The 23,630-nt window shown below is 61.9% G+C and carries 17 protein-coding genes; 9 read left to right on the plus strand and 8 right to left on the minus strand.

The features are described from left to right. Positions 1-57: 57 nt before the first annotated feature. Entirely contained in the window at positions 58-1,032 is a 975-nt protein-coding gene (locus tag ACFEMD_RS10565; protein WP_394740968.1) for a glycosyltransferase family 2 protein, read from the plus strand. 277 nt (positions 1,033-1,309) lie between these two features. Here ACFEMD_RS10565 and ACFEMD_RS10570 read toward each other — a convergent pair whose 3' ends face one another. Next, on the minus strand, positions 1,310-2,662 hold the full coding sequence (locus ACFEMD_RS10570) for a polysaccharide deacetylase family protein (RefSeq protein WP_394740969.1): 1,353 nt from the start codon (positions 2,660-2,662) through the stop codon (positions 1,310-1,312). Between the two features lie 321 nt (positions 2,663-2,983). Between ACFEMD_RS10570 and ACFEMD_RS10575 the strand changes: the two genes are divergently transcribed. Both ACFEMD_RS10575 and ACFEMD_RS10580 read left to right on the plus strand, forming a co-directional pair. Next, entirely contained in the window at positions 2,984-4,672 is a 1,689-nt protein-coding gene (locus tag ACFEMD_RS10575; RefSeq protein ID WP_394740970.1) for an asparagine synthetase B family protein, read from the plus strand. Positions 4,673-5,015: 343 nt separating this feature from the next. Further along, the gene (locus tag ACFEMD_RS10580; RefSeq protein WP_394740971.1) at positions 5,016-5,342 is read left to right on the plus strand and encodes a DUF7344 domain-containing protein; all 327 of its coding nucleotides are present in this window, start codon (positions 5,016-5,018) and stop codon (positions 5,340-5,342) included. A 16-nt stretch (positions 5,343-5,358) separates the two neighbouring features. Here the strand turns inward: ACFEMD_RS10580 and ACFEMD_RS10585 are convergent, their stop codons facing one another. Next, complete coding sequence (locus ACFEMD_RS10585; RefSeq protein ID WP_394740972.1) at positions 5,359-5,949, minus strand: DUF7344 domain-containing protein; 591 nt, start codon at positions 5,947-5,949, stop codon at positions 5,359-5,361. Between the two features lie 409 nt (positions 5,950-6,358). Between ACFEMD_RS10585 and ACFEMD_RS10590 the strand changes: the two genes are divergently transcribed. Then, positions 6,359-7,351: a DUF1616 domain-containing protein gene (locus tag ACFEMD_RS10590; RefSeq protein ID WP_394740973.1), complete on the plus strand. Its 993-nt coding sequence runs from the start codon at positions 6,359-6,361 to the stop codon at positions 7,349-7,351. 1,371 nt (positions 7,352-8,722) lie between these two features. On the opposite strand, the gene ACFEMD_RS10595 is transcribed toward ACFEMD_RS10590, so the two are convergent. The 4 genes from ACFEMD_RS10595 to ACFEMD_RS10610 form a co-directional block, all read right to left on the minus strand. After that, entirely contained in the window at positions 8,723-10,714 is a 1,992-nt protein-coding gene (locus tag ACFEMD_RS10595) for a hypothetical protein (protein ID WP_394740974.1), read from the minus strand. Continuing rightward, a complete protein-coding gene (locus ACFEMD_RS10600; RefSeq protein WP_394740975.1) occupies positions 10,704-11,693 on the minus strand; it encodes a glycosyltransferase family 4 protein in 990 nt (329 codons plus the stop codon). Before ACFEMD_RS10600 ends, ACFEMD_RS10595 begins: the two co-directional genes overlap by 11 nt. Positions 11,694-11,699: 6 nt before the next feature. Next, positions 11,700-12,767, minus strand: a complete 1,068-nt coding sequence (locus ACFEMD_RS10605; protein ID WP_394740976.1) for a DUF354 domain-containing protein — start codon at positions 12,765-12,767, stop codon at positions 11,700-11,702. Positions 12,768-12,913: 146 nt separating this feature from the next. Further along, positions 12,914-14,287 carry a nucleotide sugar dehydrogenase gene (locus tag ACFEMD_RS10610; RefSeq protein ID WP_394740977.1) on the minus strand — a complete coding sequence of 458 codons (1,374 nt, stop codon included), beginning with the start codon at positions 14,285-14,287 and terminating at the stop codon, positions 12,914-12,916. Positions 14,288-14,589: 302 nt separating this feature from the next. On the opposite strand from ACFEMD_RS10610, the gene ACFEMD_RS10615 reads away from it, so the two are divergent. Both ACFEMD_RS10615 and glmS read left to right on the plus strand, forming a co-directional pair. Continuing rightward, on the plus strand, positions 14,590-15,276 hold the full coding sequence (locus ACFEMD_RS10615; protein WP_394740978.1) for a helix-turn-helix transcriptional regulator: 687 nt from the start codon (positions 14,590-14,592) through the stop codon (positions 15,274-15,276). 544 nt (positions 15,277-15,820) lie between these two features. Further along, complete coding sequence (gene glmS, locus ACFEMD_RS10620; RefSeq protein ID WP_394740979.1) at positions 15,821-17,626, plus strand: glutamine--fructose-6-phosphate transaminase (isomerizing); 1,806 nt, start codon at positions 15,821-15,823, stop codon at positions 17,624-17,626. 728 nt (positions 17,627-18,354) lie between these two features. Here glmS and ACFEMD_RS10625 read toward each other — a convergent pair. Continuing rightward, positions 18,355-19,032, minus strand: a complete 678-nt coding sequence (locus tag ACFEMD_RS10625; protein ID WP_394740980.1) for a hypothetical protein — start codon at positions 19,030-19,032, stop codon at positions 18,355-18,357. 418 nt (positions 19,033-19,450) lie between these two features. On the opposite strand from ACFEMD_RS10625, the gene ACFEMD_RS10630 reads away from it, so the two are divergent. After that, the gene (locus ACFEMD_RS10630) at positions 19,451-20,581 is read left to right on the plus strand and encodes an ORC1-type DNA replication protein (RefSeq protein WP_394740981.1); all 1,131 of its coding nucleotides are present in this window, start codon (positions 19,451-19,453) and stop codon (positions 20,579-20,581) included. Positions 20,582-20,655: 74 nt separating this feature from the next. Then, the gene (locus ACFEMD_RS10635) at positions 20,656-21,753 is read left to right on the plus strand and encodes a saccharopine dehydrogenase family protein (protein WP_394740982.1); all 1,098 of its coding nucleotides are present in this window, start codon (positions 20,656-20,658) and stop codon (positions 21,751-21,753) included. 246 nt (positions 21,754-21,999) lie between these two features. Here ACFEMD_RS10635 and ACFEMD_RS10640 read toward each other — a convergent pair whose 3' ends face one another. Beyond that, complete coding sequence (locus ACFEMD_RS10640; RefSeq protein WP_394740983.1) at positions 22,000-22,269, minus strand: DUF7553 family protein; 270 nt, start codon at positions 22,267-22,269, stop codon at positions 22,000-22,002. Positions 22,270-22,494: 225 nt separating this feature from the next. Here ACFEMD_RS10640 and ACFEMD_RS10645 point away from each other — a divergent pair, with 225 nt between their 5' ends. Then, a complete protein-coding gene (locus ACFEMD_RS10645; protein ID WP_394740984.1) occupies positions 22,495-23,589 on the plus strand; it encodes a DUF4397 domain-containing protein in 1,095 nt (364 codons plus the stop codon). Positions 23,590-23,630 lie beyond the last annotated feature (41 nt).

Below are 23,630 nucleotides of genomic sequence, written 5' to 3' on the forward strand. Positions count from 1 at the left end.
CTCGAAACGCGGTTAGTCCGTCGATAATAAAGCGCCGGTGGGCCCGTGTCGAACGAAATGGCACTGGTTAGCGTCATTATTCCGACGTACAACCGGGAGGAGACGGTTTCGAGAGCGATCGACAGCGTCCTCGAACAGACACACGACGACCTCGAGGTGCTCGTGGTCGACGACGGATCGACCGACGACACCGCCGCGGTTCTCGAATCCTACGACGACGATCGGGTGCGGCCGATCTACCACGAGACGAATCAGGGGGCGAACGTTGCGCGGAACACGGGCATCGAACGCGCACGGGGGAAGTACGTTGCCTTCCTCGACTCCGACGACGAGTGGCGTCCGGAGAAACTCGAGGCTCAGCTCGACGCTCTCGAGGAGCGTTCCGAGGAGTGGGTCGCAGCCTACTGCGGCTTCGCGTTCGAACTCACCAGCGCCTCCGACCGGTTTCGCGGTCTGGCCGCCAGCGTTCTCTCCCGTGCGGACGGTCAGCCCCGAATGGAGGGTGGGGAGGAACTCATCGGCGAGATACTCGCCGACAACGTTCACACGGGCGCCGGCTCGACGCTGGTCGTCCGAACCGACGTTGCGAGGGAGGTCGGCGGATTCGACGAGACGCTCGACCGGTTCCAGGACCCCGAGTTCGTCCTGCGGATCCTCGAGGTCGGAAAGCTCGCCTACGTTGACGAACCGCTCGTCGTCCGCGAGGAGACGGGGACGCCGCCCGCGGACACAATCAGGCAGGCCGACGAACAGTACCTGTCGCTGTATGCCGAGGAGGTCGATCGGTTCGAGACCGAGGGGTACGAGATCCGCTCGAGTCATGACCTCGTGCTCGCAAAGAGCTACTTCAGCGAGGGGCGTCCCGCTCGCGGCTGCTGGCACCTCCTTCGTGCCGGGCCCGAACTCCGTCACCTGCCGGGTGTCCTCTGGTCGGCCGTCTCCGGAGCCCGACGGCGCCCGTTCCCGTTTCTCGCTACCGGTTTCGTCCTCGTCGTCGCGCTGATCGGCGGGTGGATCGGACTCCGTTCCTGAGGACGAACACGCTCCCATTGTCTCGACGACTGGACGGGACTCCCCCTCGATTTCTGCCTTGCTGGTGACCTGCTCGAGACAGTCCTCAGTTCACCGATTCGTACACTTCCAGGACATGACCAGATCCAGGTTGAAATGCGTACCGGCTGTGGCTATCGGTGAGTTCGGCCACCCCGACGTGTCAACCGATGTCGACCGAATCGTATGCGAGAGAGTGCTCTCGGCGTCGGAGAAGCAATAGAGCAAAGAGAGAAAAAGCGGTCGCCGTCGTCGCCGATCAGTGACCTTCGCGGCGCATTTTCCAGAGGTCGTCGAAGTCGATGACCTCGACGTCGGACTCGTCGATGTACTCGAGCAGCTCCTCGTAGTCGTCTACGTCCATCGTATTGTCCAGACTGAAGTCGTGGAAGTTCAGGACCGTACACTGATTGTGCTCGACCGCGGCGTCGATACAGTCTATCGCGATGTCGAGATCGTGGCCGATCGTCCGGGACATCACCAGCGGATCGAAGCCGTGGACGCCCATGAGGTTCGGGCTGCCGGACTGGTTGAACCCGCCTGCGTAGTAGTAGTTCGAGGCGATCTCGAGCACCCGATCGTCGAAGTTATTGTGCGGGAAGACGAGGTAGTGGCCGCCCTCGAGTTCGTTGTTGACGGCCCAGTTCTTGTCCGTATTTATTGCGTCGTCGAGTTCCTCGTCGTCGAGGTCGGTCCATTCGGTGTGGGTTCCGTGGGCGACGATCTGATCGCCGGCCTCCTGGCGCTCGAGGAGCTGCTCGATCGTCATGACTTCGTCGCGCTGGTCTCTGGTCCACTGACGGACGACCGCCTGAACGGCGTTGACGTCGTACTCGTCGTGGAGATCACCGGCCGGCTCGTAGAAGTCCTCGAACCCGTCGTCCCAGCAGAGGATGACGTATCCCTCGTCCGCTTTCTCGTGGGTGCGCAGGTCGTCGAACCAGACCTCGGCTTCGTCACCGGTGTTGTGGACGATGAGTCGAATCTCGTCGATCGCGTCCTGCTCGACCGGCGTCGTACTTTCGTCGGCGAAGCCGGGACACATCCGGAACCAGCCGGGATTTTCGTCGCCGTAGGAGATCGACTGGAGCATGTAGCTCGCGTGCCCGCCGTAGATGTCTCGAACCTGAATCTCGAGGGCGATGTTGTGCGGGGTGGTCGTCTGGACGGCCACCGAGAGGTCGAGGTCTTCCATGTCGGTCGCGTCGTCCAGCTCCGTCGCGACGACGGCGTTGTCCTCGTCCTCAGCCATGAGGCGAATACTCTGGTCGCCGTCGAAGGAGAACTCGTCGTCCATCTCCGCTTCGCCCTCGAGGACCGTCCAGTCGTCGTCGGTCTCGAAGTCGTTGAGCTGGTCGCCGGGCTGTCTGAACTCCTCGCGGCTGTTGTACTCGGTTTCGACCTGGAGCTCGGGGGATTCGACCTCGTCGCCGTTTTCGCCGTTACCGTCGTCGTCGCCGTTACCGTCGTCGTCGCCGTTACCGTCGTCGTCGCCGTTGCCGTCGTCATCCTCGTCGGAGAGGAAATCCGTACAGCCAGCCATGGCCGCCGCGAAGGCCGTTGCACTGGATGCTGCGAGGAACCGTCGTCGAGTGTTCGGTCGTTGGGTCATTGCTGACTCCGGCTAGCGACAGCAATGGTATTATTATGGAGCCAATAGGCCCCCGGAATCGTTCGGTTGAGAATCTTATATGAGTGTTAGCTCCGGAGAATACTGCTGATAGAGCCACCAGATAGCCCGATAGCATTTCAGCGGAGGACTGTTTATTGGTGGCACACAGCTAGTTCACTTTGTGACCCGCTTAGTGGAACTATAGTTAATGGTGGCTCGCTCCCAGTGTGGTGTAGTTCGACGTGTGCGTGCCTTCCGGTTGACAAACGGTGTTGCCGGTCGCGACTCCACGCCACAGTCACGCAGTGAGATGGTCTCGAGATGAATACGGAACTCTTCGGCGTATTTGGTGGTACAGAAGCGTTCACCCGGTTTCGATCGACGGACGAGTTCGACGAGGTACTCGTCGGCCCGTCGATAACCGTCGGGATCAGGGATTTCGGGCTCGGAACTCCCGGCTGGACGGCGAGCTACGACGGTGAAGCCGGTTGCTGTGTTATCTGGGGCGAGGTGTACGTTCCCGGCCAGGAAACGAACGCTGCCCGCTGGTTCCTCGATGCCTACGAACGCAACGGTACCGAGGCGCTGGCCGAGCTCAACGGCTCCTATCTCGCGGTCCTCGACACACCCGACGAGACGTTCGTCGCGACCGATCCGATTCGTTCGCGGGAGTGTTTTTACACCGACGCCCCTGGGGTTCGCGTGTTCGGCACCGACTCCGCAACGGTCGCGAAAACCATTCCCGACCCCTCGTTCTGTCGAGACGGTATCCTCGAGTTTCTCCATCTGGGCGTTGCACTCGGCGAGAAGACGAGCCTCGAACAGCTCTCTCGACTCCCGATCGACAGTCAACTGCGGGCGTCGTCGGTTACCGACCTCGAGCGATTCATCTACGATACCAAGGAGTTCGACTACGCCGGAACGCTCGCGAACCGACTCGAACGCGCAATCGACCGTCGATCGATCCTTCCCGGACGAAAGGGGCTGCTCCTCTCTGCGGGATACGACTCCCGAACGCTACTCGCCCAGCTCCCGGATCTCGAACACTGCTACACGGTCGGCAACTCCACCGCCCAGGAGGTAGTCGGCGCCAAACGCCTCGCAGCGCAGTACGGCGCTGACCACACTGCGTTCGGACCCGACGAGCGCTACCTCCATGCCGACCGGTCGAAGGTACAGTACTCACAGGGGATCAAGGAGTCGCTGCATATCCACCACGCGGGGTACACCGACGAAATCGACGTCGATACGATCTATCACGGCCTGCTGTGCGATACCTTCTTCCGCGGTCACTTCACCGCTCACGTCGACCTCGAGGTGTTCGGCAAACGGGTTCCGTTCGAACGACTCGATCCCGACCCCGATCCGATCGACGTTCTCCTCTCACGGTTCGGTTACAGCCAGGCGGCGAGTCAGGAGCTTTCCGAGCGGACCGCCTTCGACGTCGACCCCGAATCGTTCGTCAGACAGGCCGTCCGAACGGAGTTCGAATCGGTCCTCGATCGCTCCGATTCGATCCAGAACGCGCTCAGCTGCTGTGGAATCGCTAACCAGCCGTCGATGCCGTTCCACACCCAGCTTGCCGACAACTTCTTCGCGTCGTTTTTGGCTGCGGACACGAAACTCCTCGACTGGCACCTCCGCGCGCCGCCAGCCGAACGGTCCACGGACACCTTTCTCGAGGCGTGCAAGCAGATCGATCCCGAGATGCTCCGACACCGACCGCCGGACCGACCACACGACGTTACGCTGTTCAACGAGATGGAACGGTTCGTTCGCCGCAAGGCACCGTTCTTTGACTCCTTCGAATCGCCATGGCCGAACCGGAAACAGCTCTTTACCAGGTACAACTTCGATCAGCGACTGCTGCCGGAGTTCGAACACGTCCACGATCTCCCCGCCAGACACAAGCTTCGCCTCAACGACTTTCTGGGGTGGGTCGAGAGCTGGGACGAGAGCGCGGACCAGCACCTGAGATGGATCGATCAGAACTCCTCCTTCGCCCAATAGTTCCGCTTGTAAGAGGACTTTTCGCACTCTGTAAAATGTTTATGCCCGGTTTGAACACGTGAACAAACGGCCGCAACAGATTTATCGCATGCTATCGAGAGCATATTTATAGTACCAGACGTGTGTGATTCGCAATATGCGTCTGACGCCGTTTCGAAAGAACTCTTCCTCGGACTCGAGTGGCGACGAGTCCACCGTTCAAGCGTCGACGTCTGTTAGAGTGTTCGAATACAACGAATCGTCGATCGTGTCCAACGACCGCGAGACCGACACGTCGACAACCGGAGCGCCGGCCGAACTCGAATGGAACGTCGTTTCTCTGCTCGAATCACGCAACGGACCCGTGACGATCGACGAGATCGCGGATCAGCTCTATGAAGCCAGTGGAACCGACGACGTCGAAGCCTGGGGCGACGTACACGAACGCCTCTCACAGACCGACTTGCCTGCACTCGACGCCTCAGGTGTGGTCGAGTACCGCCCCGAACGTGGAACCGTCGAGCTCACCGACGACCACTCCTCCGACCGATGGCGCTATCCGATCGCGCTCGTGTTTGCGGTCTCGTTAGCGCTGCTCGTCTCACCGATCGTCTTCGAGATCACGGCGGCCGTCTCGATCGTTGGCCTGCTGACTGCCTGTCTCGGGACCGTCGCTACTATCTACCGGTAACGGCGGCGAGAGAGGCCTACCTAACGTACTGACCGATCGTCAGCGTCGTGAACATTAGCAGGATCAGTGCGCTCAGACCAATACCCGTGATGATCGAGAGCAGCGGCAGTTCGAAGATCGCTCCCAGAAGCAAAACCGCACCCGCACCGGCAGCACCGATGTAGTAATCGTCCCAATCCGTTCCTCTGTCCTTTCCGGTGGCGGCGGCCGAGTTCGTGTTCGAATCCGCATTGAGGTAGTAATCGAGCTGCCGGGCGAGCGGGCGCCGCTCGACGACGCCTCGGTTCTGCTGGTAGTCGATAATACCGGCCTTGTCCAGTTTCGGAAGGTGTGACTGATACAGCGGGATGTATACGCGCTGGCGCTGGTCCGAGGTCAGCTCCTGTACGGTCGTCTCGTTCTCCCAGGCGGCGACCTGCTCGGCCACGTCACGCATCCGTACCGAGCCATCTGTCTCTTGCAGATACTCGAGAACCATCCGTCGGCGCTCGTTCTGAAGAATATGGAAAATCTCGTCGACCGGAAGTTCTTCCTCGTCGGAGACGATATCCGCTTCGCGGTCCTCACCCCGGTTTCGTTCCTCTGTAACGGTCTCTGTCGAACTCATCGCGTTGATCAGTCCGACTCGTGGACCAGTATTAAAGCATGAAAATCGTCCATAGATGAACGGTTTTACTTCACCCAAATCCGTACTAACCCACCCGTTCAGACTGTTTCATATAATGTACTGTGTGTGTACAGCCGTTGAGAGGGCTTCTTTCTTCATAACTGGGCTATAACGAATCGCGTTCGGAACTATTACAGACGGACGTCCTCCATTCGCCCTATCGAGTCGCGGCTTCCGAAGCAAGATCGGTGTCGACCTGAACTGTATTTTGATGGGTGGTGAAAACAACGAAAATAAAGCCGGATCGCGTTTCTCGTCACGCTGGGTTCGGACGCTCACACCGGGTCGGTCTCCGCAGCCGTCGCTTATATGACTGATAACTAAACGCTCGAGAACCACAGGACCTGTAATGAGCGACTCCGATTGGTGGTTCTTCGATCTCACACTTGTCATCGCAGTAACCGGGTTCGTCACGTTCGGTCTATTCACGCCGATCTCGGGCGCGGTTCGAGTTCTGTTGGGGATTCCGCTGTTGCTGTTTCTTCCCGGATACGCTTTCATCTCTATCTTATATCCGGACGCGTCGGAGGCGGAATACCGGTCGTTCGATGACGAAACGCGAGAGCCGAACCGAGCTGAGCTGAACAACGGCGGACTCCAACCGATCGAACGGTTCGTTCTCTCGGTCGTCGCGAGCATCGCGATCGTTCCGGCAGTCGCGCTCGCTGCGACCGTAACGCCGTGGGGGATCACGATTCTCCCGGTGCTCGCCGGAACGGCGCTCCTGACGATTGCGCTCGCGCTGGTAGGGATCGTTCAGCGGTATCGGTGTCCTCCGAACCGCCGATACACACCCTCGCTGTCGGGCGCTCCACTCTTGTTCTCGAACGCCGGCGACTCGTTCAGCCGATCGGATCCGAGCACCAGGCCGTACAACGTGATGTTTCTCGCCGCGTTGCTCGTCCTGGCGGCCGTCGCCGGATTCGCCGTCGCGAGCCCGCCCGACCACGACAGCTACACCGAGTTCTATCTCGAGACGGAGGAAGTCGACGGTGACACCGAGTATCTCTACGAGGAGTCACTCTCTGCGGGCGAGACGGAGTCGGTGACCGCCTACATCGCAAACGAGGAACACGAGGAGCGATCGTACGAGACGGCAGTCGCGTTACAGGACGTGAGCTACGACAACGATAGCGTCTCCGTCGAGGACCAGGACGTTCTCGCGACTGACTCTGCAACCGTCGACCACGGCGAAACTCACGAGCAATCCCTCGAGTTCGAACCGACGATGACCGGTGACGACGTCCGTCTGGTCTTGTACCTCTACGAGGGCGAGGCGCCGGACGATCCGGACGAGGAGAGCGCCTATCGAACGATCAAGCTCCCGGTGACTGTTTCATAGCGCTCGGAACCGCCGATCCGCTAGCAAACTGGCCCTATTGCTCGCTTCCCACTCGCGTTCTCGAGTCCGCTGTTATGGCCTCTCTTTCTTCAAGGAGAACATTCTGCCATCGTCGGGCGTAGCCGACTGCTTTGGGAATCGACGTTCTCTCCCGTTTGCGGGGGCTCCGATACCATCTACACGAGTTGTGTTCGGTATCGATACGGATCTCAAGCGAGTACCGGTTCGTAGCACGAGTACGCCGAAGCGGTTACACCACCCGAATCCACAGTATCGGGTCTCTTGAAATCGGAACGTTCGAGACACACCCTCGAGTCGCTGTGGTGTCTCGGCCAGCAAGATCGCTTCGCGTCCCTGTTCGAGGGCAGGAGTACCGGCGGTGTGGCTCCGCCAGTCGCTCTCTCATGCCGACCGGATACAAACCAGCAACTATCCTCCGTGCAGTGCTATGAGAAAGCCCACTGTTTGCCGCGAGGAGGAGGTCGCCCAGACTATGGGGAACGGTTCTGTCGTCGTGAGGTGACTGTAGTGGCCGACTCTTGCCGTTCGCTCGCCCCGTCGGTACGGCGAGTTGGCATCCGATACCGACGAAACCGTGAGTGAATCGATAGCCTGGCGTTCGTGCAGCCTTTCGGTATCGGTTTCGACTGTTACCATCGCGATATCGGAGTCGGACTCCGTTCTCTCGATACTACGGCGCTACGCCTGCTGCTCACCGCCGTTTGCGACTCGTCGGCCGATCCCACCCTCGCAGATTGCTCTCGACGCCAGTATAGACCCGTGACTGTCGTCGTACTCGAGTGTTCGTTCGTTCCGCACCCTCCGTACGACAGCGGACCGTATTCTTCCCTCTTCGACGACCGAAAGAGCACGAGCGGAAAGCGGACTAACTCGGAGCCTTCGAACTCGACCGCTCGAACGACGGCTACTCCCTCGATCGGCATCGAACTCGGCGCTGACTCCACTCAACCCACCCGATCCTTGCTGCGATCTTTCTTCGAGCAGCAACCAGCCCGGCCTCGCATGAGGTAACTGGTCGCGGCTTCGTGAGCGGTGTTCCACTCTCCGCGAAGCGTCGCTCCTCGAGCGGGAGCTGAAGCAGTCCATCCAACGGACGGCGGTGGCGATCTCGAGGCTACAACCCCGTCGGGGAAGGGAGACTCTTCGTTACCGATTATGGAAGAAGCACCGATCGTCTCTCGCTACGAAGCTGCAAGAATCGCTCCATGGCGCCGGCTGTAGTAGGCATCTCGCTCGAGCCCCTTCGAGGAATTTCGACCGACGCTGTCGATGATCTCAAAAACCTTCTCTCGGCCGACCGACGCGACCTCCGACGATACCGACGTCCGACGCGGTTACGAACCGGTTAGACTACTCCTGTGCCGGCGACGGGGTACAGAAGCGCACGTCGCCGTTGTCGTACACGGACGACTGTGTCGTTCGACAGATGCGCTCTTCGGTCGGGTTATCGGAGTACCCCGGTCCGTCCTCGGCGCTGCTGAAGTACGTCGCGTCCTCCGACTGGGTCGTTCGGTAGACGACGTAGTCGTGTTCCGCGTAGCCATCCTCAGGGAGGATTATCGACGTGGTCGACGGATAGGCCCCGGTTCGCTCGAACACTGTCTGGTAGGGATGATCGGTGTGTAGCTGTTGCTCCGGAGTGATCTCGGATCCCGCAGGCGAGCCGGTCATGTCGCCGATCGTGTCTACCGCCGCGAGCTCGGACTGATCGTAGGCCAGCCGCTCGTGCTGGTCGGAGAACACCGGGCTGTCCGGGTTGCTTTCGGCGGCGAGCATCATCCCAGCCGGGTACAGCAGGACGATCACCAAGAGGAGAGCGACGACTGGGGCGGGCGAGAGGTTCCGGCTGAGCGTCCGCAGTCCGATCGCGCCGATGATCGCCATCAACGCATAGAGGAAGGCAAACCATCGCGTCGGAACGAAGTTCTCGATTCCGAACATCGGTAGCCCGAGCACGAACACGAGCATGATTCCGCTTCCGAGCACCAGCGTGAACACCGATTGCTCGGCGCGTCGACGATGGACGACGTAGAGACTTCCCACGAGCATCAGACCGAACAGCATGAGAAAGCCGATTTCGTTGACGTAGGGGACGATCTGATCGAGCACCGTCGTCCCCGTGTCGGGAACTGCTGCTTCTTCGTCACCCGTTGCGCCCGGCGATGCGAGTTCGAGGAAACCGGCGCTTTCCTCGAGCGTTTCACCGAACCAGCCGAGGACCGTTCCCAGGAACGAGTCGTCGCGGTACGGCGTCAGAGACCAGACAAAAATCGCGAGGCCGAAGTTGAACACGAGAAGTCCGATCAGGTTGACCGGTTTCTTGGTCCGGAAGACGCTCGTATCGAGTCTGGTAAGTCCCAGCGGCCCGGTCATAAAGAGGATCTGAGCCAGGAACGCGGCACCGAGGAGAACCAGTACGATGAACGTCGATATCTGGTGTGTCAAAATAACCGCGACCGAGAGGAAAACGAGAAACGCGAAGTCGCGGCTCGTGTACTCGATGCGCATTACGCGGATCAGGGCGTACACGATCGCGAGGAAAAAGACGAGTCCCATGCTGGTCGGGATGAGATGAACTCCCCACATAACGGTGTAGCTGGCGACCGAGAACATCGCGGTCGCAAGGGTCGCCCACCGGGCCGGAACCAGAAGGTTGGCTGCGGCGTAAACGACGAGAATGGAAAGCGGCATCGCAATCCCCATCGAGAGGTACAGCCCCATTCGCAACGAGACGTCGTAAACGAGCGTGGATGCGATGACGTACAGGTGGAAGAACGGCGATCCGAAGTGTTTGTCGTAGGAGATCGCACCGAGCGACTGTTCCAGGTAGACCGCCTGGGTGAGCTCCGTCATGTGCGTCCAGACGTCGATCCCGATGTATCCCGGCGTCGTATACAGCGCGGTAAACCGGAAGACGAACGCGAACAACACGAGCTGAAACAGAAGGATTCCGCGATGGAAGTCACGGTCGCTCGTGAACAGTATCTGTCCGAACAGCAACGTCCCGACAACGCTCGAGATGGCGAAAAACAGTGGCGTTCGGGTGCCCTGCAAGATCGTCACGAGGATCATCACTGCCATTCCGACAGTGACGATACTCGGAAGCGCCATCGCAGCCGGTGTCGACAGCGTCGGCAGCGTTCGCTCGCCTTCGTTCTGGTGGACCGCGAGGAGATACAGCGCACAGCCGAGGCCGACGACGATCGGGATCGTGTTGATGTAGATTTGGGACGCGAAAAACCGCAGCGGGAACAGCAACAGCGCAGCGATTAAACCGGCGATCGCCGCTGTCGTGTCGAGTCGCAAGGGTCGCACGTTCGACAGCGACATTTTAGATGCCATGATACGTTTCCTCTCTATCGTCAGTTCGTTCGAGGGATAACTCCGTCGCATCGCGTCCCCGCTCCTCGAGGACCGCTCGATAACACTCGACGAGGCGGTCGCCCATCGACTCGAGACTCAGTCCGTCGATGGCCTCGCGACCGTTCGAGCGTCCGGAGCCGGCGAGAACCGACTCGAGTCCTGCCGCGAGCTCGCTGTCGTCGTCGCTGACGACGCAGCTCTCGAGGCCGCCGATCGTCTCGTCGACGAAACCGACGTCTGTCGAGACGATAGGGACGTTACAGGCGGCGGCCTCCTTGACGGCCATCGGCCCGGCCTCCCGTTTCGACGTCACGAGCAGCAGGTCGCTCGCGTTCATGTAGTACGGCATCTCTTCGTAGGCGACGCCGTCGATCGCCCGCACCTCGAGATCCGCGTCGGCACGGTCGGCGAGACGTTCGGCCCGTGGATAGTCCTTCTCGCTTCGATCCGGGTCGTACGGGAACAGCGCGATTCGCTCGTCTTCGTCCCAGCCGACGCGTTCGCGAGCGTCCTCGCGTGGGATCGGTCTGAACAGTTCCGTATCGATCCCGAACGGAATCTCGACGTGGTCGACGTCGAGTTCGCGTGACATCGCCGGGCTCGGAACGATCGTCGCGTCGGCAAACCGGGCGCCGTACCGGCTGATCGTCTCGAGCCAGCCCATGTCGCTCATCAGGTCGGTACCCCAGAGACTCAGCACCACCGGACGCGTCGGCTGGGCGAGTGCAAACGGTGCGACGAGACCGTAGTGTCCGTGAACGATGTCGTAGTCGTCCGCCCAGACGTGAGAGAGCACCTTCGGATGAAACCGGAGGTAGTCGATCGGCGTTCGAGGCGATTCGGCCGTGTAATCGCCCGGTACGCCGACGACGGTACAGTCGATCCCTCGGTTTTCGAGGACCGAGATCTGTTGTTCGAAGAACGAACGTGTGGTAGTGATGAGGTGGAGTACGTGCATATCGTGTCAGTCGGCGTTGGCGGCAACTGTCGCTCGGTCCGGGTCGGTCGTCAGGACGGTCTCGAGTTCCCGGACGATGACGTCGGTGACGTCGACGCGGTCGGCGAGCAACCGATCTCGTCGACGCTGCCAGGTCTCCTCGTCGCGGCTTTCGATGATCGACACCGCTTTCTCGAGCGAGCGGGCGTGGCGGTCCTCGTCGTTGAAGTTGAACACGAGCCCGTACTCCTCCTCGAGCTCTTGCATGTAGCCCAGCGAGAGGGAGTTCACGTAGACCGCAGGGGTTCCGAGTATCGCAGCCTCGGCGGCCGTCGTTGCACCCTCGCCGACGAAACAGTCCGCGTACGCGAGCAGGTCGTGTATCTGATCCGGCGACGTCGTCATCCGGTTGGCTTCGAGTTCGTCGGGAAGGGGAACCTCCGAGGTGATCAGCACCGTCGCCCCGGCGTCCTCGAGCCGCTGGACGGCCTCTATCGGATCGTTGAACCCTCCCTGACCCATGTCGTGTGAGGAGTCCCAGCTACTCAACCGCATCACGACGAAGGTGTCGTCCGGCTCCAATCCGGCTTCCTCGAGAACCGTCGGATCGGGTTCGAACCGGTCGGGGTGGAGGTAGGCGAGTTCGTGGTAGCCGGGGTACTCGACCTTCTTCGATCCGATATCGCCGTCGTAACACTCCGGTGTACAGATGATGTCGGCGAACGGGTACGCGAGCATCTTGATGAGCGTCGCGTGTTCGGTGTCGTAGAAGACGACGCTTTTCGCGCCGACGAGCTTTGCGACGTGAGTCGCGGCGGGGCCACCGATGGCCGTAATAACGTCAGGCTTGATCTTCCGCGCCCGGGCCAGCAGTCGCGCCTCGTAGGTCGCCTGTACCCTCGCGAGCGAGAACAGGGAGTCGGACTCGCCGGCCAAAATCTCGTGGTCGATATCGTAGGACTCGAGTAGATCCCTGACGACTTCGTTCTCCCGGGCGAAGACGTAGACGTCGTTCCCATCCGCCTCGAGCTCCGTGATAGCGTGTTTGAAAAAGTGGACGTGAGCTGGGTGTTGGATCGTTACGATGACGCGCATCTATCGGCTCACCCTACTCGTACTGTTCCTCGTCGTGTCGATTTCCGTCGCTGTCGGGAGGACGGTGACCTTCGTATCGAGTGCGAACGCCGACGCCGATAATTTCCTCGGTCGCGTCCCGCCTCGGATCGTATGACCGCGGTACATTATATTCTCCTGTAACTGAAGCCCTGATCCGTTGCATCGTCGGCGTCGAACGCCCCGGGGATATCGACCAGCGCGGGGGACTCGTTGAGCGCCGTCGCCATCGTCCCGAGGTCGAGTTCGTCGAACGCCGCGTGCGGAGTCGCCATGAGGACGCCGTCGAAGCCCGCAAACGAGAGCGAGTCCTGTACGTCGATGCCGAACGCCTGGGTGACGGCGTCGTTGTCCGCGTGGGGATCGTAACCGACGACGTCGACGTCGAACTGCTGGAGCCGATCGATCACGTTCGCGATCTTCGAACTTCGGATATCTCCGACGTCCGGCTTGTACGAGAGTCCGAGCACGAGTATCCGACTCTCACAGAGGGCCTTGTGTCCGTCGTTGAGTGCCTTGATCGTAAGCTCGGAGATGTGATCCGGCATCGACTCGTTGACGTTCCGGCTCGTAAGAATCAGTTCCGGATCGGCACCGGCCTGTTTCGCCCGGTGGGCGAAGAAGTACGGGTCGACCGGAATACAGTGGCCGCCGACCAGTCCGGGCTGGTAGTCATGGAAGTTCCACTTCGTCCCCGCGGCCTCGAGCACGTCGTGCGTGTCGATCCCCATCTCCTCGAGAGCCATCGAAAGCTCGTTCATCAGCGCGATGTTGACGTCGCGCTGGACGTTTTCGATGACCTTGCACGCCTCCGCGACTTCGATCGACGGCGCCCGGTGGACGCCCGCGTCGACGACGGACTCGTACAGCGTCGCGACGTCCTCGAGGACGGTATCGTCCTGTCCACCGACGACCTTGACGACGCTGTCGAGCGAGTGCTCGCCGTCGCCGGGGGTCGCTCGCTCGGGCGAGTACGCGAGATAGAAGTCCTCGCCGGCCTCGAGTCCGGATGCGTCCTCGATGGCCGGGGCGAACTCCTCGCGCGTGACCCCCGGATACACCGTCGACTCGAGGATTACCGTCGTTCCACGCGTCAGGTGTGTGCCGACGGTCTCGGCGGCGCTTTCGATGAACGCGAGATTCGGGCGTTCGCCCTCGACGGGCGTCGGGACCGTAACGAGCACGTAGTCGGCGTCGCGTACCGCGGCCGAGTCGGTCGTGTAGCTGATGTCACCGTCGAGGATTGCTTCGTCCGAGAGATCCCCGGTCGTATCGACCCCGTTCTGTAGCGTCTGGACCTTCGAGTCGTCGACGTCGAAACCGACGACGTGGTAGTTTGCCTGTGCGAACCCGACCGCGAGCGGGAGCCCGACGTAGCCGAGCCCGACGACACAGACTGTCGCATCTCGAAGGCTTCCCTCTGCCGACTGGGTGAGTCCGTCCGGCCGATCGCTCTCTGGTCCGTCAGTTCGTCTCTCGGTGTCGCTGAGTGGTGGGGTCATGGTGGTGTGTCACGTGCCCGACGCCGCCGACGACGCGCGTCGGAGTCTGTGTGCCAGACGCCCTCGAGACGGCTGACACGCTTCACTCGAACACAGACAATCTCATCGGTTTACTATAGAGCCGATAAACTGCCCCGTCACACGTCGTTCGGATTCGTCAACAGTCTAGCTCCCTCTTGACCCTCACTCAGCCTTGGTTTCGCTTCTCAGACCCTGTTATCTTATTTCGCTGTTAAGCAAATCTGTTTGACCGCATAATGAAGTTGGATGTCATATTGTGTGCTAATACGACCGATGTGAATATGTTCTCTCACGGTCGGTCATACCCGAGTCTAGCAACCATGGAGCCCAGAACGATCGATACCGTATCCGAATCCGTCTCTAGCGACGTACTGGTTACCGTCGGCGAGGTACACGTAGCCGCGTTCATCTCGTCGCCCGACGGCGCAACAGTCCGGTCAGCAGCGGCGTCTCTCGCTGCCAGCATCAGTGTCTCTCAACCCGTCCAGTTTCTGGGCGGGACGCCGATCTGGGAACTCGCACTGGTCGGCGCTGCAGTGGTGATCATCGGCGTACTCATCGGAGCTCGCCTCCTCGAGGCGCTCTCGAACCGCGATGTTACGCTCGACCCTGCGGCGTTGGTGTCTTCCGACGACGACGAACGGGACGACGAACCGACGGAGGAAGAGCCGACCCACACGTACGAGACGTACATTTCACCGGACACACCCGATGAACTTCTAAGCGACAGGGGACAGATTATCCGGATACTCGTCGAGAACGACGGCAGGACGTACCAGTATCGGATCGTCGAAGAAACCGGCTGGTCGAAGTCCAAAGTCAGCCGGCTGCTCTCGGAGATGCACGATCGAGGGGAAATCGGCAAGGTCTCGGTCGGTCGCGAGAACGCGATCGTTCTCGCCGACCACGGACCTGGGGGCTCACCGGAGACCGACGACCCGTCGGTAACGGTTACAAAGTCTCCGTAGGAGCCGACGGAGCCGACGTCGCTGGGTATCTTCTCTCGCGTTTCAATAAATACGCCGACGAACCTCGTTTTGGCCGCTGTCCTCCCTACTGACCGATTCTAGACGTGTTTACGAACCGGCCATGCTGGCACGCTTAGTGGTCGAATAAGGATGCGTCGTGTCTCTGCAACAAAGTGCAGCCGTTCGATCGAGACTCCGGTTCGTCTCGTTGTGGTTAGTCAGTTACCGTTCTCCGAACTGCCGAACGTGGCCTATCGTGCGCTCTCACTGCACGATAAGATAATATTACTGATGAGACGCGGAGAAATGGTGAAACGGGACGTCCGTTAGTGGTTATCCGATCCATAGTAATGGGCTATGTCGGCAACGTATCGGGTAACGCCGGGTCGATGTGCAGGGACAGAAGACCCGGGAGGATTAGATCTATGACACGTTACAGAACTGCACGCCGTAGCGGCGTACCGAACCGACGTTCGACCGACCCGGCCCGCTCTGTTTGTGGCCCCTCCTCGGTTGCCGGAGCCGTCCCGGAGGTACTCGGATAATGTGTGGTATCATTGCACGAATCGGATCCGATGACGCGGCCGACACGTTGCTGACGGGACTCGAAAACCTCGAGTACCGCGGCTACGACTCTGCGGGGATCGCGGTCCAGAACGGTTCGGGTGTGAAGGTGCACAAGACGTCCGGCGAGGTTTCGGACCTCAAATCGAAGCTGAACTACCTGCCGACCGGTAACGTCGGCATTGGCCACACCCGCTGGAGTACTCACGGTCCGCCGACCGAAGAAAACGCACACCCCCACACCGACTCCGCCGGTGACGTCGCCGTCGTTCACAACGGCGTCATCGACAACTACGCGGAGCTTCGGACGGAACTGGCGGAGAAGGGACACGTCTTCCAGAGCGATACGGACACCGAGGTCATCCCGCACCTGATCAACGAGTACCGACAGAAGCTGCCGACCGAGGCCGCGGTGCGCAAGGCAGTCGAGACGCTCGAGGGAAGCTACGCGATCGCGGCGATCGTCGAGGACGAAGACCGCGTCTACGCGGCGCGAAAGGGATCCCCCCTGGTACTCGGCCTCGGAACCGACGACTGGTTCCTCGCCAGCGACGTTCCAGCCTTCCTCGATTACACCGACGAGGTCATCTACCTCGAGGACGGCGATGTCGTCGTTCTCGAGCCCGAATCCTACGAGATTACCGATCTCGAGGGTGAGCCGGTTCACCGCGAGACCGACATCGTCGACTGGGACCCAGAAGACGCCGGTAAGGGTGAGTACGACCACTACATGAAAAAGGAGATCCACGGCCAGCCGACCTCGCTCGCGAACACGATCGAGGGTCGCGTCGAGGATGGCGAGGTCGACATCGAGTCGCTGCCCGCCGGCTCCTTTACGAACGTCGAAGAGGTCCAGTTCGTCGCCTGCGGGACCTCGTACCACGCTGCGCTGTACGGCGCCCAGCTGCTGAAGGCGTCGGATATCCGCGCGGAAGTGATCCGTGCGAGCGAGTACGACTCCGCCTCGGGCCCCGTCGACGAGAACACCCTGACCATCGCAGTTACGCAAAGCGGTGAAACCGCCGACACGCTGCAGGCGATCCGCAAAGCGGCTGACCGCGGTGCACGAACGCTGGCGGTTACGAACGTCGTCGGCTCGACGATCGCCCGCGAGACCGACGACGCGATGTACATCCGCGCCGGCCCCGAGGTTGGGGTCGCCGCGACGAAGACGTTCTCCTCGCAGGCGGTCTCGCTTGCGCTGGTCAGCCAGCGTATCGCGGCCGACGTCCCCCACGCCGACCAGGTCGACGACGTCGACGTCATGCTCGAGAGCCTCGAGGACCTCCCGGCGCAGGTCGAGGAGATCCTCGAGACTACCGACGCCGAACGACTGGCGAAGCAGTACATCGAAAGTGACGCCTTCTTCTTCATCGGCAACGGGCTCGGCCACCCCGTTGCGCTCGAGGGAGCTCTGAAGTTCAAGGAGATCACGTACGAGCACGCCGAGGGGTTCGCCTCCGGCCAGCTCAAACACGGTCCCCTGGCGCTCGTCACGGAACGAACCCCGGTCTTTGCGGTCTGTACCGGCGGCGACGACGGCAAAACGAAGACGAACGCGATCGAGGCACAGACCCGAGGCGCGTCGATCGTCGCCGTCTCGCCGGACGACCACCCCGTCGTCGACGCGGCCGAGGCCCACCTCTCGGTTCCGGACACGCATCCCGTCTGGGCCGGGCTGCTCGCGAACGTCCAACTGCAGTTGGTCTCGTACTACGCTGCGGATCTGCTCGACCGACCGATCGACAAGCCGCGCAACCTGGCAAAGAGCGTCACGGTCGAGTAGGACCCGTTCCGATCGATCCTCCCGCAGTCCCTCGATATACGCTTCTATTTCCCTCCGTCGCAGTCTTCCGATCCTGCTATAGTAACAACTGAAACTGTTTGCACACCGATCGCACAGCCGTCGTGCGATCGGGTGCGCACTGACTTTTAGTGGCTACTATAGTGGCTCCCGAGCTCCGAGCCGCGGTTCGGCAACGAATCGAGCGCATCGTCGCCTCGTCCTCGTGAGCCGTCGGATCGATTCGACTCGACCCGCTTCGGAGCGATGCTACTCTCTTTGCAACGTTCTGCACGAGCGCCGCGTTCGAGACAATCCCGTTTCGACGCGTGGAGGCGCTACTGGCTCGCGAAGGATCGATGCCAACTCCACGGCAGCAATCACCTGCCCCGGAGACGAGCCGTGTCTCTCGGCCGGCTCTCTCGGGAGGGCTGCGACAGCCGTTTCGGCGAGTGCTGTCGGAGATCCCCCCGGCGTCGACAACCGTCTGCGGATCGTTCGTTCTCGTTCGAGCGCCGCGAAGACCACGACCGATCGTCGGGTCGCCCGCTCGAGTTCGGCCTTGATTCCGGATCGTATCCACTACGATTTCCCCGAGGTGTGTTCGGCCGCGTGGCAATTGCGTTCAGAAACGGCACCCGTCTCGAACGAGACGCAGAACTGAACTCTCGGGTCAAATCACTCTTCGTTCGACGTTCGACTGCGAAAAGGAAGCGCGCTACGCTACCGCGTTATTCGAACCAGTTCCCGTCGTCATCATCGTCATCATCGTCGTCGTCGTCATCATCATCGTCGTCGGTGTCGTCGGCATCATCGGCGTCGGCATCATCGGCGTCGGCATCATCGGCATCGTCGGCATCGTCAGCGTCGTCGTCACCGAATACGTCGTCATCGAACGGCGCATCGTCGTCAACGTCGTCCGCACCGGTGTCGTCAGCCGGGACGTCGTCAGCGCCGTCGTCACCGGCATCGTCGGCCGCATCATCGTCAGCTCCGGCATCGTCAGCCGCATCATCGTCAGCTCCGGCATCGTCAGCCGGGGCGTCGTCGGTGTCGTCGTCTCCGGCATCGTCGGCCGCGTCATCGTCTCCAGCATCGTCGGCACCGTCGTCAGCCGGAGCGTCGTCCGCATCGCCTTCCCCGGCGTCGTCATCACTCTCGTCTACGTCGTCACCGCCCTCGTCCTCGGTCTCAGTCTCGTCGCTCTCGTCGTCGTCGCTCGGCTCGTCCGGTTGGGTTTCCCCCTCGATTTCCTCGTCGTCTACTCCGGTAATTGCATCGTCAATCCCCGATCCGCTTGCGGCGAGTGCGATTCCGGCGACGAGAAACCCGATTCCGGCAACGATCAGGAGAAGCTGGGCACCGGTCGAGACCGAGCGCGTGTTCTGCTGTGGACTCGAGTGACTCATACTACCGGTGTGCGCTGTGCGGTGCGTTTTCTCTTCCGACACGTTTCTCGTGACCGACGAACTGGTGTCTCATAACGCCGTTGATCGCGACCGGCGTGGCTCGACCGACCAATCCGGACGGTCGGCGCCGCTCGCTTCGCGTCGTAGCCGTCCGCCTCGAGAGGAAGGCCTTGCCGGCGCTCGGCCTGATCTCGTGTGTGCCACGACGAGATAGCTGGTCCCATTGGTGGCTACTTGCGGTGTACGACGTTTCATTATACGGCCGTTAAACGAACCTCGAGATTTCCTCCCTTCGTGTCAGCACCGAAAACGCGGGCGAGGGAGTAGGCGGTCGAATACACGTGTTCGCGGGGGGACGTTCCGGACACGGAGCCTGCCTCGCAAACAACTAAGTAACTACGACAGCGTGGTGAAAGTAATGGCTGACGACCCCGAGGAGGGGATGTTGTCGTGGGACGAATCCGTGTTCAGAGACGAACACGTCTTCGAGATCGACTACGTACCCGAGACGTTCAAACACCGCGACACGCAGACGCAGAACCTCACATACGCGCTGCGGCCGGCGGTGCGCGGATCCCGCCCGCTGAACGTTATGGTTCGGGGACCGCCCGGAACGGGAAAGACCACGGCGGTCCAGAAGCTGTTCGACGAGGTCGGGACACAGACCAGCGACGTGCGGACGATTCGCGTCAACTGCCAGGTCAACTCGACGCGGTACTCGGTGTTTTCGCGGCTGTTCGAGGGCACCTTCGACTACGAACCGCCGTCGTCGGGGATCTCGTTCAAGAAGCTGTTCGGCCAGATTGCCGATAAACTCGTCGAGGACGACCGCGTGTTGGTCGTCGCACTCGACGACGTCAACTATCTCTTCTACGAGAACGAGGCCTCGGACACGCTGTACTCGCTGCTCCGTGCCCACGAGGAGTACCCCGGTGCGAAGATCGGTGTCATCGTCGTCTCCTCCGATCCGACCCTCGAGGTCATCGACGAGCTCGACTCGCGGGTACAAAGCGTGTTCCGGCCCGAGGAGGTCTACTTCCCGGTGTACGACCAGCCCGAAATCGTCGACATCCTCGACGAACGGGTCCGGAAGGGGTTTCGCGACGGCGTTATCTCGCGGAACACCGTCGAGCGCGTCGCCGACCGGACGGCAGAGAGCGGCGACCTCCGAGTCGGAATCGACCTCCTGCGCCGCGCGGGACTCAACGCCGAGATGCGTGGGAGCCGAACCGTCGAGATGGAAGACGTCGACGCGGCCTACGAGAAGTCGAAGTACATCAACCTCTCCCGGAGCCTCTCGGGACTGTCGGACACCGAGCGGGCACTGCTCGAGGTCATCGCCACCAACGACGGCGGACAGGCTGGAGAGGTGTACGAGACCTTCCACGAGGAGACGGGGTTGGGGTACACGAGGTACTCCGAGATCGTCAACAAGCTCGATCAGCTCGGGCTGATCGACGCCGACTACGCCGACATCGAGGGTCGGGGCCGATCGCGTTCGCTGTCGCTGTCCTACGACAAGGAGGCCGTCCTCGATCGCCTCGAGTGATCGGCGGCCCGCGGACGGACCGTAGCGTCACCTGCCGGCCCGCCGTTTAACTCCGCCGTCGGGGTTCCGTGTGTATGGGATCGCTTCTGATCTACGGCTCGTACGGATACGTCGGTAGTCTGGTCGCCGAGGACGCGATCGACCGCGGACTGGATCCGATCCTCGCCGGCCGCGACCGGGACCAGCTGCGCGAACAGGTCACGGATCTCGAGCAGCCGGGTCGACGGTTCTCGCTCGAGGAGCCGGACGTCGTCGCCGAGGCACTCGAGGACGTCGACTGCGTGTTGAACTGCGCCGGACCGTTTTCGAACACGGCCGAGCCGCTGGTCGAGGGCTGTCTGCGAAGCGGCACGGACTACGTCGACATCACCGGCGAGATTCCGGTCATCGAGTCGATACAGGACCGCGACGACGAGGCGCGAGCGGCCGGGGTAACGCTGTTGCCGGCTGCCGCGCTGTCGACGATTCCGATGGACTGTCTGGCCGCCCACCTCGCCGACCGCCTGCCGGAGGCCGAGAGCCTCGCACTCGGCGTCGATTCGGTTCGAATTCCGTCGATCGGCACCGTTCGAACGGTCCTCGAGGGCGCGAACACCGAGGGGGCCGTCCGCCGCGACGGGCGCGTCGAGAGCGTGCCGACGGCCTGGCGAACCCGCGAGATCGACTTCGGTCGCGGCGAGCGCCCGGCGGTGACGATGCCGATGGGAGATATCTGTACGGCACACTACACCACCGGGATCCCGAACGTCGAGATGTACGCCATGCTGCCCCAGCCGGCGCGGCTCGCGCTGAAATCCCACCGGCACCTCACGCCGCTGTTCGAGGCGAAGCCAGTCCGATGGGTTCTGAAGCAACTGGCGGGGGTCCGCGATGGGCCCGCCGAGTGGACCCGCGAGCGCGGGACGGCCTACGTCTGGGGCGAGGCGCGGGTCGACGGCGACGACGGCGAGCGGGTCGTCTCCCGCCTGCGGACGCCCGACCCGTACGTCGTCACCGTCGACGGCGCCGTGACGGTCGCCGAACGCGTTCTCGCCAGCGACGCGGACGCGGGATTCCGAACCCCCGCCGGTGCGTTCGGCGCCGACTTCGTCCTCGAGCTCGACGGCGTCGAGGGCTTCTTCGACGAGGAGACGCCCGAGGGAACGTCGCCGCTCGGCCCGCTCCTGCGGTAGCGAATCGACGGCGTCGCTGGCAGCAGCGGCGGGTGCGGAATCGTCGTCGAGACGCTGCTCGAGAACGTGAACGACCGTCGCGAAACGAGCACCGACGATGCCGCCGACGTCATTCGACCGTTCTCGAGCCCGTCGACGGGTGCGTGTGCGCCACCGTCGCCAGCTCGGGCAGTACGGGCTCGAGAAGGTGTTCGGCGGGGTCGACACCGAGTCGACGTTACGGATCGAACGCTGCGAGAGCGTAGTTCAGGCCTGGTCGATACCTTCGCGGTACTCCTCGGCGGTCTCGAGCGCGCTGTCGACGTGCTGACTCGTGTCTCCGGTTGCGCGCTCGCTGAGCTGTCGCAGTCCGTTCAGGTGGTCGTCCATGATCGCGTGGTCAGGTTCGTGGTCGCCGATCGTGTAATCCTCGAACGCGTCGACATGCTCGCGGATGTCATCGCGGAGGCCGTCGTCGTCTGCCGTCTTGGCTGCCTTCTCGAGATCGTCACGGACCTGCGTCAGTTCCTGAACCATACCCGAACTCACGACGGTCCGACTCATAACGGTTGGCCAGACATCAGCCCCGCTATCAAGGGCGGGTCGTCGTCTCCCGGTTCGGATCGGAGGTCGTTGACCGTGTACGAGGGGTTTTCTCTCCGTAGGGTTACCGTACTCGATCGTCGCCGTCAGTAATCGGATGAGAGTCTCGAGTACTGACTGACGGCTTTTTGTCGTCTTGCCCCCCGGTCACGGTTGCATATGTCCGTATCACGACGCACGACGCTAAAAGCGATGGCTGTAGCGGGCGGATTGAGTATCACGAGCGGTGCCGTCTTCGCGAAAGGCGAGCACGAGGACGACGAGCGAGCGACCGACGACGACCCAGCCGACGATCCGGCCGCCGTTTCCGCCGCGGTTCGCGTCGCTCACTTCTCGCCCGACGCGCCGAACGTCGACGTCCTCGTCGACGACGAGCAGGTGCTCGCGGACGTTCCCTACGGCGCCGTCTCGCCGTACCTGGAACTCGAGCCCGGAACCTACACCGTCGCGATCACGGCGGCCGACGATCCCGAGGCCGTCGTCTTCGAGGACGAAGTCGAGGTCGCCGAGGGGTTCGCCACGATCGCGGCGATCGGCGAACTCGAGGCCGAGACGTTCCGTCCGGAGATCCTGGTCGACGCCGAGCCCCTGCCGGAGGACGCCGAGGCCGACGCGGCGTTCGTCCGCGTGGCACACTTTTCGCCCGACGCGCCCGCGGTCGACATCTACGCCGACGAGCAGCCGCTGGTCGAGGGCGTCGAGTTCGAGGACGTCTCGGAGTACCTCGCCGTCCCCGCCGGCGCATACACGCTCTCAGTTCGTCCGGCGGGCGAGGAAGAGGCGGTAGCGTCGTTCGACGTCGACCTCGAGGCGGAATCGATCACGACGGGGTACGCGATCGGCTACCTCGAGCCGCCCGAGGAGTTCGCCGATCGCGAGTTCACCGTCGAGCTCGTCGTCGACGGACCGGCGGCTGACGCGGAGGAGGAAGAGCCGGAAGCCGACCACGAGGACGAGGCTCCGAAGGACGAGGACGACGAGAAGGACGTCGACGAAAAGGACGAGAAAGACGCTGACGGAGAGGACGAGAAGGAGATCGACGAGAAAGAGAACGACAAAGACGTCGACGAGAAGGGTAAAGACGAGGTCGGCGACGACGCGGCCAAGGAGAAGGAGCCGGCTAACGGAAAGAACGGCGTCAACGAGAAGGAGGCCGCAAACGGAAAAGACGCGGCCGACGGCAAGGACAAGGGTCCAGCCGACGGCAAGGACGCGGCTAACGGGAAGAAGGCGGCGCCGGACCACCAGTGTTAGCTGATCGGTAGAGGACGGGGCCGACCGTCGGCTCCGCGTCG

Source organism: Natronococcus roseus (assembly GCF_043677095.1).
Taxonomy (GTDB): domain Archaea; phylum Halobacteriota; class Halobacteria; order Halobacteriales; family Natrialbaceae; genus Natronococcus; species Natronococcus roseus.

Excerpts from the sequence above, each read along its gene's own strand:
- ACFEMD_RS10565 (WP_394740968.1), top strand. The coding sequence starts at position 58 with ATGGCACTGGTTAGCGTCATTATTCCGACGTACAACCGGGAGGAGACG.
- ACFEMD_RS10570 (WP_394740969.1), bottom strand. The coding sequence starts at position 2,662 with ATGACCCAACGACCGAACACTCGACGACGGTTCCTCGCAGCATCCAGT.
- ACFEMD_RS10575 (WP_394740970.1), top strand. The coding sequence starts at position 2,984 with ATGAATACGGAACTCTTCGGCGTATTTGGTGGTACAGAAGCGTTCACC.
- ACFEMD_RS10585 (WP_394740972.1), bottom strand. The coding sequence starts at position 5,949 with ATGAGTTCGACAGAGACCGTTACAGAGGAACGAAACCGGGGTGAGGAC.
- ACFEMD_RS10590 (WP_394740973.1), top strand. The coding sequence starts at position 6,359 with ATGAGCGACTCCGATTGGTGGTTCTTCGATCTCACACTTGTCATCGCA.
- ACFEMD_RS10595 (WP_394740974.1), bottom strand. The coding sequence starts at position 10,714 with ATGGCATCTAAAATGTCGCTGTCGAACGTGCGACCCTTGCGACTCGAC.
- ACFEMD_RS10600 (WP_394740975.1), bottom strand. The coding sequence starts at position 11,693 with ATGCACGTACTCCACCTCATCACTACCACACGTTCGTTCTTCGAACAA.
- ACFEMD_RS10605 (WP_394740976.1), bottom strand. The coding sequence starts at position 12,767 with ATGCGCGTCATCGTAACGATCCAACACCCAGCTCACGTCCACTTTTTC.
- ACFEMD_RS10610 (WP_394740977.1), bottom strand. The coding sequence starts at position 14,287 with ATGACCCCACCACTCAGCGACACCGAGAGACGAACTGACGGACCAGAG.
- ACFEMD_RS10615 (WP_394740978.1), top strand. The coding sequence starts at position 14,590 with ATGTTCTCTCACGGTCGGTCATACCCGAGTCTAGCAACCATGGAGCCC.
- glmS (WP_394740979.1), top strand. The coding sequence starts at position 15,821 with ATGTGTGGTATCATTGCACGAATCGGATCCGATGACGCGGCCGACACG.
- ACFEMD_RS10625 (WP_394740980.1), bottom strand. The coding sequence starts at position 19,032 with ATGAGTCACTCGAGTCCACAGCAGAACACGCGCTCGGTCTCGACCGGT.
- ACFEMD_RS10630 (WP_394740981.1), top strand. The coding sequence starts at position 19,451 with ATGGCTGACGACCCCGAGGAGGGGATGTTGTCGTGGGACGAATCCGTG.
- ACFEMD_RS10635 (WP_394740982.1), top strand. The coding sequence starts at position 20,656 with ATGGGATCGCTTCTGATCTACGGCTCGTACGGATACGTCGGTAGTCTG.
- ACFEMD_RS10640 (WP_394740983.1), bottom strand. The coding sequence starts at position 22,269 with ATGGTTCAGGAACTGACGCAGGTCCGTGACGATCTCGAGAAGGCAGCC.
- ACFEMD_RS10645 (WP_394740984.1), top strand. The coding sequence starts at position 22,495 with ATGTCCGTATCACGACGCACGACGCTAAAAGCGATGGCTGTAGCGGGC.